The 18,315-nt window shown below is 72.6% G+C and carries 12 protein-coding genes; 9 read left to right on the top strand and 3 right to left on the bottom strand.

Going from position 1 to position 18,315, the window contains the following annotated elements; genetic code table 11:
- Genes NYO98_RS06600 through NYO98_RS06560 form a run of 9 tightly spaced genes read left to right on the top strand, consistent with a single transcriptional unit; the run spans position 1 to position 13,571 of the window.
- Complete coding sequence (locus NYO98_RS06600; protein ID WP_268110760.1) at positions 1 to 426, top strand: GPW/gp25 family protein; 426 nt, start codon at positions 1 to 3, stop codon at positions 424 to 426.
- Positions 416 to 2,326, top strand: coding sequence for a putative baseplate assembly protein (locus NYO98_RS06595; RefSeq protein ID WP_268110759.1), 1,911 nt, complete (start codon positions 416 to 418; stop codon positions 2,324 to 2,326). The genes NYO98_RS06600 and NYO98_RS06595 overlap by 11 nt, the downstream gene beginning before the upstream one ends.
- Positions 2,323 to 4,374 carry a phage tail protein gene (locus NYO98_RS06590; RefSeq protein ID WP_268110758.1) on the top strand — a complete coding sequence of 684 codons (2,052 nt, stop codon included), beginning with the start codon at positions 2,323 to 2,325 and terminating at the stop codon, positions 4,372 to 4,374. The genes NYO98_RS06595 and NYO98_RS06590 overlap by 4 nt, the downstream gene beginning before the upstream one ends.
- A 27-nt stretch (positions 4,375 to 4,401) precedes the next feature.
- Positions 4,402 to 5,631 (top strand): hypothetical protein, encoded by a 1,230-nt coding sequence (locus NYO98_RS06585; RefSeq protein WP_268110757.1) that lies wholly within the window; start codon positions 4,402 to 4,404, stop codon positions 5,629 to 5,631.
- Entirely contained in the window at positions 5,628 to 7,181 is a 1,554-nt protein-coding gene (locus NYO98_RS06580; protein WP_268110756.1) for a hypothetical protein, read from the top strand. The genes NYO98_RS06585 and NYO98_RS06580 overlap by 4 nt, the downstream gene beginning before the upstream one ends.
- Positions 7,178 to 8,194: a hypothetical protein gene (locus NYO98_RS06575; protein WP_268110755.1), complete on the top strand. Its 1,017-nt coding sequence runs from the start codon at positions 7,178 to 7,180 to the stop codon at positions 8,192 to 8,194. The genes NYO98_RS06580 and NYO98_RS06575 overlap by 4 nt, the downstream gene beginning before the upstream one ends.
- 8 nt (positions 8,195 to 8,202) lie before the next feature.
- Positions 8,203 to 9,303, top strand: coding sequence for a hypothetical protein (locus NYO98_RS06570; protein ID WP_268110753.1), 1,101 nt, complete (start codon positions 8,203 to 8,205; stop codon positions 9,301 to 9,303).
- A 19-nt stretch (positions 9,304 to 9,322) separates the two neighbouring features.
- A complete protein-coding gene (locus tag NYO98_RS06565; protein WP_268110752.1) occupies positions 9,323 to 11,374 on the top strand; it encodes a hypothetical protein in 2,052 nt (683 codons plus the stop codon).
- Positions 11,364 to 13,571 carry an ATP-binding protein gene (locus tag NYO98_RS06560; protein ID WP_268110751.1) on the top strand — a complete coding sequence of 736 codons (2,208 nt, stop codon included), beginning with the start codon at positions 11,364 to 11,366 and terminating at the stop codon, positions 13,569 to 13,571. Before NYO98_RS06565 ends, NYO98_RS06560 begins: the two co-directional genes overlap by 11 nt.
- Here NYO98_RS06560 and NYO98_RS06555 read toward each other — a convergent pair.
- The 3 genes from NYO98_RS06555 to NYO98_RS06545 are packed head-to-tail and all read right to left on the bottom strand — an operon-like array spanning position 13,548 to position 17,895.
- The gene (locus NYO98_RS06555; RefSeq protein ID WP_268110750.1) at positions 13,548 to 13,973 is read right to left on the bottom strand and encodes a hypothetical protein; all 426 of its coding nucleotides are present in this window, start codon (positions 13,971 to 13,973) and stop codon (positions 13,548 to 13,550) included. The two genes, NYO98_RS06560 and NYO98_RS06555, sit on opposite strands and share 24 nt — an antisense overlap.
- A complete protein-coding gene (locus NYO98_RS06550) occupies positions 13,970 to 14,551 on the bottom strand; it encodes a hypothetical protein (protein WP_268110749.1) in 582 nt (193 codons plus the stop codon). Before NYO98_RS06550 ends, NYO98_RS06555 begins: the two co-directional genes overlap by 4 nt.
- Positions 14,548 to 17,895: a phage tail protein gene (locus NYO98_RS06545; RefSeq protein ID WP_268110748.1), complete on the bottom strand. Its 3,348-nt coding sequence runs from the start codon at positions 17,893 to 17,895 to the stop codon at positions 14,548 to 14,550. Before NYO98_RS06545 ends, NYO98_RS06550 begins: the two co-directional genes overlap by 4 nt.
- Between the last annotated feature and the right edge of the window lie 420 nt (positions 17,896 to 18,315).

The following is an 18,315-nucleotide window of genomic DNA, read 5'->3' as shown; positions in this document are numbered from 1 at the left end:
ATGACGACCGACGGTGACTTCCTCGGGCAGGGATGGGCCCACCCCGTGACGGGCGCCGGCTCAGGGCCCACGTGGGCCTCGGGCGCCGACAAGATCCGCCAGGGCATCTGGCTGGTGCTCAGCACGGCGAGGGGCGAGCGGGTGATGCTGCCCGACTTCGGCTGCGGGATCCACGACCTCGTGTTCTCGGCCAACACCGCCGGGCTGCGGGGGCTCGTCGCTGCGGAGGTGCGGGAGGCCCTGACCCGGTGGGAGCCGCGCGTCGACGTCCTCGACGTCCGCGTCGAGACACCCGCTGATGCCCCCAACCGCGTCATCGTCTCGATCGCCTGCCGGATCCGCGAGAACAACGCTGCCCTCAACCTGGTCTACCCGTTCTTCCTCGACGAGGGCGTCGGCGTGGGGGGTGGCCGCAGTGGCAGCTGATCTTCCCGACCTCGACGACCGCACCTTCGAGCAGATCCGCAGCGAGCTTCTCCTGCGCATCCCCCGCTACACACCGGAGTGGACGGACTGGAACGAGTCAGACCCCGGAGTCACCCTCATCGAGCTCTTCGCGTGGCTCGCGGAGTCGATCGGCTACCGGCTCAACCAGGCGCCCGAGCGGTGCCTGCTCACCTTCTTGGACGTCCTGGGGATCCGGCCGGACCCGGCCCGCCCCGCCAGCACCGACCTGACCTTCACGGTGCGCCAGGGCGAGACGCGGCCCATCACCGTGCCGGCCCGCACGGCAGTGGCCTCGAGCGTGCAGACCGAGGACGGCCCGGTCCGCTTCGAGACCGAGCGCGGAGTGGAGCTGCTGCCGCTGCGGCTGCAGAGCCTCCAGGTGGCTGGGCTCGCCTCGTTCGAGCGGCACACCATCGAGGACGTGGTCCCACGCTTCCGACCCTTCGGCCAGGCGCCCCAGCAGGGCAGCGCGCTCTACCTCGGCTTCGGCCCGGGCGACGTGCCGGTGACGTTCCCGCAGCAGATCACCTTCCTCGTCGACCCGGTGTCGAGGGAAGAGGCGCACCCCACCAACGCGCGGCTGCAGTGGGAGTACCGCACCAGCGCCACGTCGGACCGGTGGAGTCCTCTCGCCACCTACGTCGACGGCACCAGGGCCTTCACCCGCCGCGGCTACGTGCAGATCTCCGGGCCACGCAACAGCGTCGCGGTCGGGGAGGTGGGGAAGGAGGAGCGGCCGCTCCACTGGCTGCGCTGCCGCCTGGTCTCCGGCCGCTACGCGGCCGGTCAGGCACCCGACATCGAGCTGCTGCGCTACAACACGGTGCCCGCCGTCAGCCTCTCCAGCGTCACCGACGAGGTCGCCGGTCAGAGCAACGGACGGACGGAGCAGGTCGTCCGGCTGCGGCACCGGTCGGTGCACGTCGAGGGAATGGTCGTGCGCACGGTCCCACCTCCCGGGGGCAGTGCCCTGCCGGAGGAGACCTGGACGGTGGTGCGCGACCTGGCGGAGTCCGGGCCGGACGACCGGCACGTCACCGTCGACGTACGCAGCGGTGAGATCCGCTTCGGCGACGGCCAGCACGGACAGGTGCCCTTCGCGGGTTTCGACGTCGTCGTCTCCTACCGCCACGGCGGCACCAGGCTGGCCAACGTCCCCCCGGACGGGATCACGGAGCTGCAGACGGCCGCTCCCGGGATCGAGTCGGTCACCAACGTGCGCGCCGCTGAGGGCGGCCGGGACGAGGAGACCCGTGAGGAGCTGCGCCGGAACGCCGCGTCCCGGCTGCGCGGCGACGGACGTGCCGTCACCGCCGAGGACTACCGGCGTCTCGCCCTGATGGTCGGTGGCGTGGCCGATGCCGTGGCCATCGAGCGCCGCCACCCCGACTTCCCGGGCGCCGACATCCCGGGGAGCGTGACCGTCGCGGTCCTCCCCGACGCCCAGGACCCCGGCACCCACGCCAGCCCCGAGCTGCTCGACGTCGTCGCCGGGACCCTCGACCCCGCCCGGACGATCGGCACGGAGCTCCACGTGCGCAGCGCCCGCTTCGTCTCGTTGGCGGTCACGGTCGCCGTCGACGTCGATCCCTACGCGTCCTTCGGGGACGTCAGCGCCGAGGTACGGCGGCGGCTCGCGGCCGCCCTTGCGCCGGTGGCCGCGCCCGGCTCGGCGTCGCGGTTCGGCCAGGAGCTCTTCCCCACCATGCTCTTCGGGGTCGTGCAGGCCGTCGACGACGTCGTCGCCGTGCCCCTGCTCGAGGTCACCGTCGACGGGCGGGTGCACCCGGACATCTCGACGCCCGTCGTCGTCGACGCCGACCAGGTCGCCGTCCTGCAGGACGCCGCCGTCGAGGTCCGACCGAGGAGGGACCTGTGACCAGCGAACGCGTCATCGTGCCCGGCTCCTGGCGCCTCGGCGGCGACCGGTGGCCGTGGCCGTCGGCGACGGCCACGTCCGCGGGACTGACCGTGGGCGCCTCGCTCGCACTGGCGCCGACCAGCGGCGGCCCCTTGTCGGTTCGCTCGCCGAACGGCACCCTCGGCGGGCTGTCGTTGCCGCCGACGCTCGCCGTGGACGCCGGCGTCGTGTGGCTGCTCGACGGACCGTCCGCGGAACTGCGCCGGTTCGATCCGCTGGCCGGCCGCTTCGTCACCGTCCCGGGCTGGGGCGGGGCGTCGAGCGGGGCGCAGCGCTTCGGACGGCGCACGGCGCTCGCCGCGACCTGCGGGCTGCTCGCACTGGCCGACCCCGACCGCGGCCGCGTCGTCGTGGCCCGCACCGCGCCCCTCCTCGTCCGCGCCGTGCTCGAGCCCGGTGATGCCCGGCCGGTCGCTGTCGCAGGCCATGCCGGCGTGTTCCACGTGCTCGACGACCGCGGCCGGCTCTGGACGACCACACCGTCCTTGGACCGGCTGGAACGCCGGCCAGACCCCGGCCGGATCCCGGACGGCGCCTGGCGCCGCGTGGTCGCGGACTCGACGGGCCGGCCGTGGCGGGTCGACGACCTCGAGGGGTCCGTGCTGTCGGCGGCCGACGGCGGCTGGGAGGTGCTGCGCGAGGCCGACGCCCTGAGGCCGCTCGTGCCTGCGCCCGCCTTCGCCGTCGATCACGCGGGCCGGTTCCGGGTACCCGCGCCGTACCGATTCGCCGGATCCGACGCCGATGCCGACGGCTGGTTCGACACGAGCGGCGAGGCGTGCACGGTCCCGCCCGACGAGTACGCCGGCGACGCCCCCTACGGCGCCGCGGGCTGGTGGACCGGGAAGCCCTTCGACAGTGGTGTTCTCGGCTGCAGGTGGCACCGGATCACCGTGACCGGTACGCACCCGCCCGGGTGCGCGACGACGGTCGAGACCTACACCAGCGACGAACGACGCGACCCGGCCGACGTGCCGCCCGACGCGTGGAGCCCGGCCCACTGGATCGGGGCCGCCGGCGACGCGACCGCCGGAGTGGACCACGCCGTGCTGTCACCGCGCGGTCGCCACCTGGTCCTGCGGATCGGCCTGCACGGCGACGGCTGGGCCTCCCCGTCCCTCGATCGGGTGCTGGTGGAGCCGGAGGGGAAGGGGCTGGAGCGCTTCCTGCCGGCGGTCTTCCGGAGCGACGACGCGGACGCCGACTTCCTCCGCCGGTTCCTGGCGATGTTCGGCACCGACCTCGACCGCGTGGAGCAGAGCCTGAGGTCGTTGCCCGCACGCTTCTCCCCGGCGGCAGTGCCGGAGGAGTGGCTCGACGTGCTGGCCGGGGAGCTCGGCGTGCCCCTCGAGCGCGGCTGGCGCCCCGATCAACGGCGGGCGATGCTGGTCGCCGCACCGCGCTGGCACCGGCGCCGGGGAACGCCGGCCGCACTCACGGCGCTGCTCCGGACGCATCTCGAGGCGTCCACCGGTCGCTCGCTGCCCGACCTGCCCGTGCTGGTCGAAGGGTTCCGCGAGCGTGAGTCAGCGCTGGTCGGTCGCACGACGGTGCCGATGGCGGCCGGCGAGCGCACCTGGAGCGACGACGTGGTGGGGCGGCCGGTGCTCGGACGTCGGCACGCCGAGCACATCCGGCTGGTCTCGGTCGGCGACCGGCTGACGGACCGGTTCCGGGTGCACGCGCACCGCTTCTCGGTCGTCGTGCCGCGGCCGCTGCTGACCGACCGGGACGAGCAGGAGCGCTTCGAGCGACTGGTGTCGGCGGAGAAGCCCGCACACGTGGCACACGACCTGGTGCTGGTCGAGCCTCGTGCGGTCGTCGGCGAGCAGGGGTTGGTCGGGATCGACACCTTCGTCGGCGACTGGCCCGTGGCCAGGCTGGCGTCGGGCGGCTGCGGTGGCAGTTCGCTGGGGCTGGGGCTGCGGCTCGGTCGCCGCGGTCTGGTCGTTCCGCCCGCGGCCGGTCGCAGCGGGCGCGTGGGTGTCGACGCGGTGGTGGTCTGAGTGGACGACGTGGTGAGGAGGCAGGCGATGCGACGCACGCACGAGGGTGGCGGTGCGAGGAGGGGTGCGGTGAGCGCGACGCGGCTCCGGTGGTTCACCGGTCGCTTCATCACCGCACGCGACCTGACCGACGAGCAGGAGTACCACCTCGAGCGGCACCGGCTGCACAACCGGCTGCTGCACGGGTGGGGCACGGTGTGCGGCCTGGCGGTACATCCGCACGACCGCGCGGACTGCGCACACGAGTGGGTCTGGGTGGACCCCGGCATCGCGATCGACTGCCGCGGGCGGGAGATCGTGCTGCCCTGCCGTGAGGCCGTGCAGTGGCAGGTGGACCCGGAGCGGACAAGCGACGAGGACGCCCTGGCGGTGTTGTGCCTGCGCTACGAGGAGTGCCTCACCGACCCGCTGCCCGCCATCATCGGCGGCTGCGACCACGGGACGGGGACCGAGCCCGGCCGCGTGGTCGAGCGGTGGCGGCTGGAGGTCCACCCCGTCGGCGACGACCCGGACGACCCGTGGGCGTCGCTCGCGCGCGGCGACGAAGCGGGCAGCGACACCGGGTGCGGCTGCGGCGAGGAGCACGGCTGCGGCGGTGGCCGTGACCGCGGCTGCGGCTGCGGCTGCGGTACCGAGGGCGACGGCTGCCTGGCGCCGACGTGCGTGCTGGGGGACTGCGTGCCCATCGCCCTGCTCAGTCGCTGTCGGGGTGAGGCCATCGAGGTCGACGCCGAGCGCGACGGCCTGCGACCGGCCGTCCGCCGGTCGCTCCCCCCACCGCCCGCCTACCTCACCCACGTGGTCGGCACCAGCTGGGAGCACGGCAGGGACGTGGCCGTCGACGACCTCGACGACAGCGGTGGCGAGCTGCGGGTGCGTTTCGACCGCGACCTGGCCGACGGGGAACAGGACCGCGTCGGCGTGAACCACCACACCTTCCTCGTCGAGATCGAGGACTCGACCGGTGCCCGCGAGCGACTCCCCTACGACCCCGACCACCCGCCACGCGTCGAGGGCCGGGACGCCGTGTTCACCGTCCACCCCGACGTGCTGACGGGGTCGGGACGACGCGGTGGCACGCGCAGTCTCGTCGGGGACACCGTCTTCGTGACGCTGCTCGGCGACCTCGTCCACGACTGCCACGGGCTGCCCGTCGACGCGGACTTCTTCGGGAGCTTCCCGAGCGGAGACGGAGTGCTCGGCGGCGTGCTCCGCAGCTGGTTCTACGTGACCGACCGGAAGGAGGCACGAGCATGACCACCCACCCCAACCCGCTACCGGTGGCACCGCGCGGTTGCGGCGCTTCCGGCGGCTGCGGCAGGTCCGGGCCGTCGCAGCCGTGCCACTGCTGTGACGTGCCGGACACGTGCGACCTCGAGTGCCTGGAGCGGCCGCTCTTCACCGCGGGCATGGTGCTCTCGGACACCGACCTCACCGCCCTCGTCGACTGGACGGACGCCAGGGTCGGCCTGCACCGCCACCGCGGCGGCTGGGGCGTGGTGTGCGGCCTGGACGTGCACTGTGATCCCGACCGGCCCGGCTCGGTCGTCGTGGAACCCGGGTACGCCGTGGACTGCTGCGGCCACGACATCGTCCTGTGCGAGGCGCAGTCCGTCGACCTCACGGGGTGCTGCGCCGTGCGCCCCCCGTGCGACGAGCCGGCGCGCGAGCCCGGGAACACGCGAGATCCGGACCACACGAGGGGCCCGGACACGTCCGCCTCGCCACTGCCGCCGCCGCGCGACCCCTGCGGCGACGTCGTGGTCGACCTGGTGCTGTCCCAGCTCGTCTCACCGGCCGTGCCGGAGCTCGCGGAGACCTGCAGCTGCGGGTGCGACCGCGGGTGCGACCCGGACTCCCGGATCGTGCCCACCCGGCTCCGCGAGGGCGCGCTGGTCGAGCCAGTGCGCGTCCCGTTCCCGAGGTCCGACCCGATGAGGGATGCTGCCGAGCGCGCCCAGGCGGCGTACCACGCCTGCCACGACATCGTCCGGCACTGGGTCGAGGCCGGCGAGAAGGCCGATGCAAGCCGCGACGACGTCGTGGCGTGGTTGCGCGAGCGGGTGGTCGACCCGCCGTGCGACTGGTGGGACCGGACGTGTGCCGAGCTCGACGGGGCCGACGGCCCTACGCAGGTCGAGGAGGTCATGGTCCGGGCACTGCTCGACCTCGTCATCGCGTGCCGGCACCGCCTGCTCCGTCGCCCGTGCGGCCGGTGCGACACCGACCGGGTCGGACTCGCCCGGGTCTGGCTGCGCCGGGTCGAGGACACGCACGGCACGACGTGCGTCGTCACCCGGGTCGACGCCTACCGCCCCCACCGTCGCGAGCTCGGACCCGACACGCGGCCGGTGCCATCCGGGGCCGAGGACCTCGGCGACTTCGTCTGGCAACGTTGGGAGCAGATCTGCTCCCAGTGGCGGCGGTTGGCCAGGACGACTCCAAGGACCGTCCTCGACGTGCCGAGCACGACCGACGACCTCCTCCAGGTGCTCGACGCCACCGACCGGCTGTGGTGGGCCTGCGGTGACCCGGCGCCGCAGCCGATCGTCGTGGAGGACCAGTGCCTGGGCACCCGGGTGATCGGGTTCCTCCACCACAGGAAGGCGGACGACGAGGGTGGGCTGGAGGACCTGCGAGGCATCGGCAAGACCTACGCCCGGCGCCTCCAGGACGCGGGTACCAGCACGATCGATGAGATCACGATGCTCGAGCCGGGCGAGATCGCCGTGGTGCTGGGATGCAGCGATCCCGTCGCCGAGGCGATCTGGCTGGACGCCGTGCAGTGGGTGCGTGGTACGCGATGACCGGGCGGGCGGACTTCCGGGAGGGCCGCCGGCTGGACGCGGCGGACCTCAACCGGGAGTCGGAGTCCCGGGAGGCCGACGCCGCACGCCACCTCGCCCTGGCCCACGCCAGGGGCACGCCGGCGTGGCCGGGACTGGTCGGCACGGCCGTCGTCCACCCCGTCGGCCGCCCCTCGGTCGAGGTCACCCCCGATGGTCCGGCCGCGGGCACCCGGGTCCGGCTGCGCGACGGTGGGTCGGAGCTCGAGCTGGGTGTGCGCGGCGGGCACCATGCCGCGGGGACGGTGACCAGCGACGGCGATCCGGTGGTGGTGGAGGGTGGGCTGCGCCTGTCCTCGCGGCCTCCGACCGAGCCCTCGGTGCCGTGGAGCATCCGCGCCCTCGACGTCCTCGCGGAGGACGGCACGACCCTGGCCCGGGAGCTGCGGATCGAGCTGGCGGCGCCCCCCGGCTCGCCCCCCACAGAGAGTCGCGTGGCGATCGGCACGGTCCTCGGCTCGACCTTTACCCCTGCGCTGGTCGTCGACGCGGCCGGCACCGTCACGATCGACGGCGACCTCGAGGTGGCCGGCTCGGTGTCCCAGGGTGAGATCCCGCCCGACCCTGAGGACCCGCGCTTCGTCGAGATGCTCGCCGACGTCCTGGCCCGCCGCGTGGTCGGCGCCGCCACCGACACATCGGGCGCGGTGATCGGCCTCGTCGTCACCCCCGACGACACGTCCGGGGACGAGACACCGCTCGCCATCAAGATCAAGCCGACCGTCACGCTCTCCCGCTGGGGCGTGGCGTTGGAGGCACGGCGCCAGGGCACCCCCAGCCGGTTCGTCCTGGTCGACCTCGGCGGACCCACCACCTCCGGCACCGAGGTCCTCGTCGAGTCGGCCGCGGTGCCGTGGTCGCCACCCCTCACCGCGAGCACGCCTGGCCAGGTGGTCGTGGCGGTCGTGGCCTTCGACGCCAACGGCTCCGTAGCCGCCCAGCGCGCCACGACCACCGCGCTGGACGGCGGATAGGAGCACCGATGCAACGACCGCGGTTCCAGGACGGACGGGTGCTGCGCACGTCCGACTTCGTCGACGAACAGGCCTACCACCTCACCGGTCATCGTCGGCACAACACGACCGGCCACCGGTGGGGCGTCGCCGCCGGACTGCGTGTGGTGCTCGTCGACGGCGACCTCGTCGTGGAGCCCGGGCTGGCCATCGACGGCTACGGACGCGACGTCGTCCTCGACAGCGCACATGGCCTCGACCTGCGCGGCTTCGACGTGCGCGGGGTCGAGTCGGTGGACGTCTGGGTGGGCTACGACCGGAGGTCGGTGCCGGCGCCTGACGACGGTGTCGACCTGTTCGCCGACGCGGCGGTGGTCGAGCTCTCCGATGCTGTCGACCTCGACCCCCGACGGCCGCCCGGCGTCGACCCCGCCGACCTCGACGACCCTGGCCGCAGGCCCCCGCCGGACGACCCGGTGCGCCGGTGGCCGGTCTACCTTGGCCGGATCACCCGGGACCTCACCGACCCGGACGCGCCGCCGGTCGTCGAGATCGACCGGCGCCCGTGGATCGGGCTCGTCGGCGGCGCGGTCGAGACCCCCGACGGCACGCCTTGGCTCACCCTCGAGCAGGGCGCCGACCCCACCCTCGCGGTCGGGCTGCCCGATGCCGCAGGGAACCACCCGCTCACGGTCAGCGCCACCGGCGGCGTGCACCTCGACGCGCAGCTGACCGTTGACGGCCAGCTGGCGCTCCGAGGAGGTGCGCTCGTGCTCGACCCCGCTGGCCCGCCGCTTCCGGTTCCACCACTCGACACCCCAGAGTGGTCCCTGAGCCACTCCGCCAGCGACGTCGCCCACGAGCTGCGGGTGGCGATGCCCCCCGCCCAGCCCGGCGACCTGCCTCGAAGGCTGGTGGTCGGCACCTGGCAGGACGACGAGTTCGTCCCCCGTCTCGTCGTCGACGAGGGCGGCACCGTCACGATCGCCGGCAACCTGGTGGTGGGCGGCCGCGTGTCGGCGTCGTCCGTCCAGGAGGCACAGCTCAGCGAGGAGGCCCGGGCCTACCTGGCCGGCCTGCAGGCCACCACCCTGCTCTCGCTCTTCTCGGTGGTCGACGGGATCGGTTGAGGACGGACGCGGAGGGGGCATGGACGTCAGCATCGGGCACCTCAAGCTGGCCGGCCGTGTGGTCGGGTCACGCGACCAGGACCCGACACCGCGCGTCGTCGACCTGCTCGCCGGCCAGGCGGCGCGCGAGCACCTGCTCGCGGCACTGACGTCGGCGTTCGACGGCGATGAGGTCGTCGTCATCCGATCACTGGCGTGCACGGCGACGCTCCGGGCCGACTCGCAGTCGGCGCCCACAGGACTGGCGGGCTCGGTCACCGCCTCGGTCGCTCGCTTGCTGCGTGAGCACCCCACCGACGACGACTGCGTGGTCCGCTTCGCCGACGACGCGGCCTACGTCGCGGCGTACGTCCACGACTGTCTCGACGGCCACGCGCACCGCTGGTACTACGACGCCTTCGAGCCCTTCCGCCGCCGTGACGGCTCCGCCGACCTGGCCGCCCTCCTTGCTGCGCACCGGGCCCTGCGCTGGCGAATCCTCGCCCGGGTAAGTCGACACGGCGACCTCGACGCCCTGCTCGACAGGCTCGGCCACCGTGCCGCCGACCTGGTCGACAGCACGGGCGACGACGGCACCGCCTGGTCGGCGCTGGTCACGACCGCCGCCACCGTCGTGCACGCCGCGGTGGGCGCACCTGTGCCGGTCGACGACCGGGTCGTGACCGTGCTCTCGCGCTCGGAGCCGCCCCCGGACTGGCGCGACCCTGCGAGCCTGGGCCGCGCCGTCGCGGCGGCGACGGAGGCCCTGCTCCCGGAGGTCGTCCCTCTCCCCGACACAGTGGTCGAGCGGCTGGTCGCCGCGGCGCGCCACCACCACTGGTTCGACCAAGAGGCGTTCGCGGCGGGGATCGCCGCGCGTCGCGCGGAGGCTTCGGTCCCCGCGGAGGACGACGTCGCAGCCGTCCTGTCGCCCCGTGCGCGCGGGGTGCTCGCCGACCTCGCCGAGGCTGCCGCCGACCCGCACCTCGCCCTCGATCCCCGGCGCCCGACCTCGCCGCGCAACCTCGTCGAGCTCGTCACCGCGCTGGTGCAGGCGGCTCCGCGCTGGGACGACGACGACCTCGCCCGGGCCGTGGCGGCCCACGTCCTGCGGCTCTGGGAGCGCCGCTCCCCGACGCCCGCCCCGGCCCACGCGGCGACCCCCGTGCCGCCACGCCGCGCAGCCGAGGCGCCACCGCCCGGGGAGGGTGCGGGCTCGGCCCCTAGCAGTCCGGACACGGAGGTCCCCCAGCCCCGCTCCCCGGCCGGCCACGCCTCCCCTCTCGCGCCGACACCGTCGGCCGTCCAGGTCGCCCGTTTGCTCGAGCGGCGCTTCCCGCAGCCCGAGCCGGTCCTGGACGGTTGGGAGGCTGCGACGGCCGGCGGCCTGCTGCTGCTCCGCGGGGCCATGGACCTCGGCCTGTCGCCGTACCTGCTCGGGCGCGTTGGGCCCGAGGCCGACCCGCTGCTGGTAGCGCTGCTGCGCCGGTGGACCGGGTCCGCCGACGACGACCCGGTCGTCGCCGCCGTGCGCGAGGCGGCTGGCGACCCCGTGCCCTCAGGGCGCCTCGGCGACGCCTGTCGGCTCGCCGTCGGACGGCTGCTCGGCCTGAGCGTGGTGGAGGAGCCACTTCACACCGTGACCGTCCCGCACGGGGCGACCGGGTTCGCAGCCGTCGTGGCGGACGCGGTGGGACACATGCTCCCGTGGACCGGGGCCGAGCTCGACGTCGTACCGCCGCCGGACGACGTCACCGGGCGCGACGTCGTCGCCGACGCCCTGACCGCCGTCTCCCTCGGTCGCGACGGACCCGACGATCTCCTCCTCGACCTCCTCGCCGTCAGCTGCGTCCAGGCCTGGGCGCGGTGGCTGCCGGGGTTCGCGCGATCGAGCGTGCCCTTCCTGCTGAGCACGTTCGTCCGCCGGCCCGCCTCGGTCGAGGTGGGCGAGGAGGACCTCACCGTGCTCCTGGCTCCTCGGTCCCACGACATCGTCCTCGGCCTCGCCGGCTACCTCGAGCCCCTCGACGCCGGCACGACGCTCGGCGGCCGGCGGATCCGCTTCGTGACGGGCTGGGAGCATGGCACCTGACGCGGCGGCCTACCACTCGGGCCAGGAGCACCTCCACGACGAGCTGCGCGTGGCGGAGCTGCTCGTGCGCGCGCAGGTCGAGCGGTGGCGAGCGGCCGTCGGCGAGCAGCGCGACGACACCGCGTGGGGAACCGGGATCCTCGACCCGCGCGAGGTCGAGCGCTACCTGAGCCACGACTTCACCGAGCCGATGGCCGAGCCGGACGTCCCCGCGGCAGCGCACGTCCTCGTCGGCAGGGCGTACGCGACGCACACGAGCATCCGCGAACGCTGCGAACGCACCGACGACGGGGTCCTGCCGCTGACACGCCTCCAGACGTCGTTCGGCCTGGAGCGGACGGACATCACGGTGCTGATGATCTGCCTCCTCGGAGAGCTCGACGGCCGGTACCGGCGGTTGTTCGCCTACCTGGCCGACGAACGATGGCTCCGGAGCCCGTCGGTCTCGCTGCTGGCCGAGATCGTGCGTCCCGGACCGTCCGGGTTGGCCGGCTTCCGTGCGCGGTTCGCGCCCGACGCGCCGCTCGTCGCCCATCGGCTGATCACTCTGTCCGAGCCGTCCTCGAACGGCGACGCCGGACTGGCCTCCCGGTCGATCACCGTCGACGACCGCATCGTCGGCTTCCTGCTCGGTGAGAACCACCTGGAGGGCTGGCTCACCGACGCCGTGCAGCTCGCCGAACCGCTCCTCTGGGACCGGCTCGTGCTCGGTGACGCCCAACTGGCCGAGCTGCAGTCCTTGGCCAGAGCGTGCGCCGCAGGGGACTCCCCTTCCGCGACGCTAGCGCTGCTCGGAGCCGAAGGCAGCGGGCGTACGGCGGTCGCCCGCTGCGTCGCGACCCAGGTCGGGGTGCCCCTGATGGTTGTCGATGCCGGTCGCGCGGCGGCGCACGGTGACGGGCTGCACCGGGACGTGTATCGCGAGGCGGTGCTTCGGGAGGCGGCCGTCATGTGGCGCGGCTGCGAGGTGCTCGTGGGGCGTGAGGCGGAGCACGACCGCTGGTGGGCGGAGCTGCTCATTGCCGCGGCACGGCATCCCAAGCCGACGTTCGTCGACCACGCGCAGCCGTGGGACCCACCGGTTCGGATGCCCCATGGCGGACCGTTCCTCCGCGTGCCGTGCCCCTCCCCCGGGCTGGCCGAGCGCGAGGCGATCTGGTCGCGGCTGCTGCGTGATGCCGACTGGAGTCCCGACCCGGAAGACGGCGTCGACGTCGGCGCGGTCGCCAGACAGCTCGCCGGCACGTTTCTGCTCACGCCGGGCCGAATGCACGACGCCCTGACGATGGCCGGCGAGCTGGCCCGGTCACGCACCGGCGACGACGGGCGACCGACCCGGCTGGACCTCGACGACGCGTGCAGGCGGCAGTCGTCACGCCGCCTGCTGCAGGTTGCCCGCCGGGTGGAACCGCCGGCGGGCATGACCCTCGACGACATCGTGCTGCCGGCCGAGACCCTCTCCCAGCTCAGGGCGCTGCGCGACCGGATCGCCCACCGGCCGCGGGTGGAGCAGCTCCTCGGTCCTGGTCGTGCGGGGCCGAAGGGGCTGGTGGCGATGTTCAGCGGCTCGTCAGGCACGGGCAAGACGTTGGCCGCGGGGCTGCTGGCGCAGGACCTGGGCCGCGACCTCCTCAAGGTCGACCTGTCGCAGGTCGTGAGCAAGTGGGTCGGCGAGACGGAGAAGAACCTCGACCGCGTGCTCCGCGACGTGCAGGAGGCGCACGCGCTCCTCTTCTTCGACGAGGCCGAGGCGATCTTCGGGGCTCGCGGGACCGTGACCAACGCCCAGGATCGGTACGCCCTCCAGGAGACCAGCTTCCTGCTGCAGCGCATCGAGGAGCACGAGGGCGTCGTCATCCTCGCCACGAACCTGCGGCAGAACCTCGACGCCGCCTTCACCCGCCGGATCCAGCAGGTGATCGAGTTCCCGACCCCCGATGACGCCGCCCGGCTGCGGATCTGGCGGATGGCGCTCTCCTCTGTCGCCCACGACCTCGACGACGACGACCTCGTACGACTCTCGACCGGCTCGCGGCTCTCGGCCGCGGCCATCGTGCAGGTCGTCCTGGCGGCCACGTACGCCGCTGTCGCCCGCGATCCCGAGGAGCCGGCGGTCACGGTCGCAGACGTCGACCGGGCGATCCGCGCAGAGCTGCAGCGGGTAGGGCTGCCGTCACCGCCGGTGCCGCGGTCCTGACCCGCCAGGGTCGTCCCGCAACGACGCGAGCCGGTCGGCGTACCCGGTGAGGTGATCGTCGAGCTCGACTCCCGCGCCCCGCAGCCGCCCGTCGAGCCGGTTCAGCGTCTCCCGCGCCGACTGCACCCGGTCGTGGTCACCCGACAGACTGTTGCCGATGACGCCAGGCATCCGTCGCGTGAGTTCCCAAAGCGACCCCGCCACGTCAGGCGTCAGGTCCGTCCCGGCCGCCACGGGCTCGTGCTGCTTCTCGTCCATCCGCTGCCGTGCCGCCGCGAGCACCTCGTCGAGGCCGGCCTTCAGCTCGTCGAGTGCCTCGCCGAGCTCCGTGCGAGCCCGCTCGACGTCCAGCGCCCCGCGGGCCCGCGCGACGTCCAGCTCCTGTTCGGTCCGCCGGCTCACAGGGTCGGCTCCCGTGTGGGATCGACCTCGTCCATCCCCCTGTTGACGAGCGAGAGGTAGCCCTCTCCTCGGTCTGCGAAACCCTCGATGTGGGCCACCTCCGACGGCAGCAGCGGCAGTACCCGCAACAGGCCGATATTCTCAAAGGGAGGCAGGAAGGTGAAGCCGTCGACCGGGTCCCAATCCACGAGCAGGGCGGTGTCGAACCCGGGAAAGGCCGGTAGTGAGAGGTTGGTCAGCAGGTCGTGCACGGCGAACGCCCGCCCGGTGCGTAGCGGGACCTCGGCGAGGTCGGCCAGTGCCTCGGCGTTGGCCCGGATCGCGGGCTCGTCTAGCGTCCCGCGCACCTCGAAGGCGAGTTCGCGGGCCAGGCCTTGAACCACCCCGGCTGAAGAGGCGCCCAACGTCCCGAGCAGGGTCACGTTGGCGACTGGATCGTCGAGCTCCTTTCCAACGGGGACACGGTGCACGACACCGATCGGAGGGGGTTCCGCTCCGGTGCGACCCCGGATCACCGTGACCGGAGGCCCGAACCAGGACTCGTAGGCGCTGGCGATCTCCTCGACATCCTTACTCACGGGTTGCCTCCCCACCACGAGTGGTGGCTGCCCCGTTCCTTGGTCGGCAGCTCATAGCGCTGGGCATCGGCACCGCTGGCTGCGGACTCCTGCGCCTGCTCTGGCCCGTGGTAGCTCGACGGCCGCTGATTCCACGCATAATTGGCCTCCCTGTCCTGAAGGTGTCCCTTCGTGTTCCAGTGTCCCGAAGCGCCCTCACCGGCGTGGCCGAGGATCGCTTCATCGAACATGAAATCGGGGTCACCGCCCGGCACAGCGCTCTCGTAGTGAGCCCACTTCTGGTGGTAACCGGGGTCCCGCTTCTCCTGCGCCGTGGCCTTGACGAACTCGCCCTTGATCCGTCGTCCCAACAGCCCCATGCTCAGGATCTCCAGACCAGGCGCCGACGTCTTCTTCGGGTTGACATAGCCGTACTTCTGCCGGTTGCCCGGACTCACCTCGCGCCAGCGTGCCACCGCCGGGTCGAACGTGTTGAGACCCTCTGGGTCCTTCTCGCTGGACTCGAGGCGGAACAGAATCCCCTTCTTCTTCCACGCGCCAGCGATCCGGCGCGCGTGACCTTCGGACACGTCGAGGAACGGCGCGAGCTCTTCCTTGGTGGAGAACGGGCTCGACTCGAAAGCCTTCTTCGCCGCCTTCACGCGCTCGTCGTCGTCGAGGCCGAGGTGCTCCTGCGCCTCCGCCACGGCCTCCTTGAGCTGCTCCTGCAACGAGTTGACCTTGGCTCGATCGCCGGCGAGCTCGGAGTCCTCTGCACCCGCGGACACCTTGCCCTCGAAGGCCGTGAGAGCAGCCGTCAACGCAGCCAGGGCCGACGCCGCGTTGTCGATCGCCGACGTCGCCTCACCCGCCGCCTCCTCATCCGACTCGGCCAGCTTCTTGGCTTGCTCCCGGTAGATGGTGAGCGCCTTGGCCACCGGGTGCGGCTTGCTGGCGATCATCGGTTCGTGGTGCTCGCCCTCCTCCGCGATCCACAGGTGGTGCGACTCGTTGCGCACCGTCCAGGAGATGTCCTCGCCCACGTCATCGTCGGCAGCCTTCTCCTTCTTGTCCTTCTTCCCGATCCCCATCGCCGCCAGCAGCGCCTTGCCCTTCTCGACCAGCCAGGTCAGCGCGCTCTCGATCATGCCGAGGACCCACTCGCGCATGCTCTTGACCTTGTCGGCGACGATCGAGGGCAGGTCGCCGAGGCTGAGGTAGTCGGCGATGAATGAGATGACCGGCGCGATGAGCATCGCGAGGCCCTTCTCGACCGCCGCCGCAAAGGCCTTGGTGTTGCCGGCCAGGATGTCGGCGATGCCGTTGACCACGGTTTCGACGAGCGTGAAGATCTTGGCGGCGTTCTGGAACACCCACTTCAGCACCCGGTAGATGGCCTCGAGCGCCTGGAGGATCGCTCCGGCCGGGTTGAACAGCATGATGATGCGCGCCGAGACCTGCTTGATGATCGCGGAGACCATGAACTCGACCGCCATCTGCACGACCTGGTCGACGATGGCCGCCGGGTCGAGCTTCTCCTTGATCATCTCGTAGATGCCCTCGGGCCCCTTCTCGATGAGGAGGGACACCATCGAGTACACCTTCTCGACCAGCGCTACGTTCTTGGCGCCGACGAGCTTCACGAGGATCTTGCGGATGTTGGGCCACGTGATGCCCATCAGCTGGAGGAAGAACGTGATGATGCTCTTCAGCGAGACGTCCTTGGGGACCTGCACGTCCTTGACCCCGCCGAGCAGCCACTCCAGGAAGCCCTTCAGCAGGTGGGTGCCGAAGTTGGAGAAAAAGAGACCGAAGCCGTCAGCCAGGCCCTGGAGCAGGTTGTTCGCGAACCCGAGCGGGTCGTCGGCGATCTGACCGATGACCTTCTTGATCTTGGCGACGACGGCCCAGAACGCCGCGGGCGGGATCCCGAGCAGGTCGAGCAGTCCCTCGATGATGAACTTGACCGGGTCGTCGATGAAGCGGTTGATCGCGTTGACGATGCGACCGATCAGGCCGCCGGCCTTCTTGCGGAGCTCGGCGATCTCGGCCCGCACCTCGTCGACAGCAGCACTCGAGCTCGCGATGAGCTCCTTGTTGAAGTTGTCGCGGGTCGCGGCGACGTCGTCGTGCAAGCGGTCGAGCTGGCCGTCGAACTTCGCCCGCTCCTGCTCAGCGAAGGCGGTCATCGACTCGGGTAGGTCGGAGAAGACCTTTGCGATGCGTGTCCGGGCATCGGTGATGATCAGGTCGCAGGCGATGATGACGGCGTTCACCTTGGTGGAGATCTCACGGAGCTTCGCGATCACGCCGTCGCCGAAGGCGGTCTCGGCCTTCGCGTACCCCTCTTCCGCCCAGTCGGGCAGGCCGGTGACGGCGTCCCACAACCCGACCACGAAACCGCCGGCACCGGAGTGCCGCTCGGCCACCCGGTCCTGCACGGGCTTGAGGTCGGCCTTGAATTTCGAAGCTAGGACCTCCTTCGCCGCGTCCCACTCGGCCATCGCCGTGGCTGGGAGGTCCTTGAGCTGGGCCGTCACCAGCGTCTTCGCGTCCGAGAAGATCTTCTGCGCCTCCGCGGCCGCGGCGGCTCGCATCGACTCCTCGGAGCCGACCATCGCGCCCTGGCGTGCGACGTTCCCCGTCGCGGTCGCGGCCCGCGACGCCTCGAGCGCAGCGAGCGTCCTCGCTTGGAGCGCGGCCATGTCGCCCTCGGCCTTGGTCAGCGCCTCCTGCTGCCCGGCCATGACCTTGGCAGGGTCTTCCTTCGCAACCTGGTCGAGCTCGCCCTGCGCACTCCGCGCCTCCGCCACGGGCCCCGACTGCACCAGTTGCGCCGGCGCCGTGTTCATGCCCGCGTCCTGCGCCTTCTTGCGCGACTCTTCAGCGTCCTTGTCGAGCGAGACGTTCTCCGCAGGTACGGCGTCTGGCACGGCCGCCTGGGCACCGACCGGGGGCGTGTCGCCGACACCCGGCTGCGGTGGCGCCTCCTGACCCTGCTTCGGGGCACCCGGCGTCGGGGTGCCGTCGATCGGCGCGTAGCTGCCCTGGACCTTCTGCGTCTCCCCCTCGACCGTGGCGTTGAGCTGACTGCCGGCCTCGGCCGCCTCTTGGTCCGGCTCCGCCGCCGCCAGGGCGTCCTCGTCCGGCGGCCGCTTGTTGGCGATCACATCGCGGATCCGCTCGCACAGCTTCTCGATCTCCGGGCTCGGCGCCGCTTGCACCTGGGCGATGAGCGCCTGCTGAGCCTTGGCGTTCGCCTCTGCCTCGGGTTCGCTGACCGCCTTCTCGGCGTCACTGACCTGGCTCTTGCCGTCGGGAAGGGCGCCGTGCGCCTTCGAGGCCTTGCCAGCCCGCGCCTGCACACCTCCGATCCGGCGCTTCGTCGCGGGAGACGGCCCGGATGGCGGCTCGGGCATGTGCAGGGTCACGCCACCCGCCGGCGCCTCGCCGCTCGGGGTTCCGCCCTCCGCGGGCTCCTCCCCGTCGGCACCCTTTCCCTTGGCACCCTTCCCACCCTTCGCGCCCTTCGCACCCGTGGCGTCCTCGGCACCCGGCGCGGGGGCCTTCTCCTTGCCCGGGGGCGCGGCCGGCTCAGCGACCGGCTCAGCGACCGACTCAGCGACCGACTCGGCGGCCGACTCGGCGGCCGACTCAGGTGCTGGTTCGGCGGCCGGCCCAGCGGCTGGTTGGGTGACCGGCTCGGAGGTCGGTGCGGCGACCGGCCCAGCGGCTGGTTGGGTGAGCGGCTCAGCGGCTGGTTGGGTGAGCGGCTCAGCGGCTCG

This window comes from Nocardioides pini (assembly GCF_026712185.1).
Classification (GTDB): Bacteria; Actinomycetota; Actinomycetes; order Propionibacteriales; family Nocardioidaceae; genus Nocardioides; species Nocardioides pini.
This window is presented reverse-complemented; position numbering and strand designations above follow the sequence as displayed.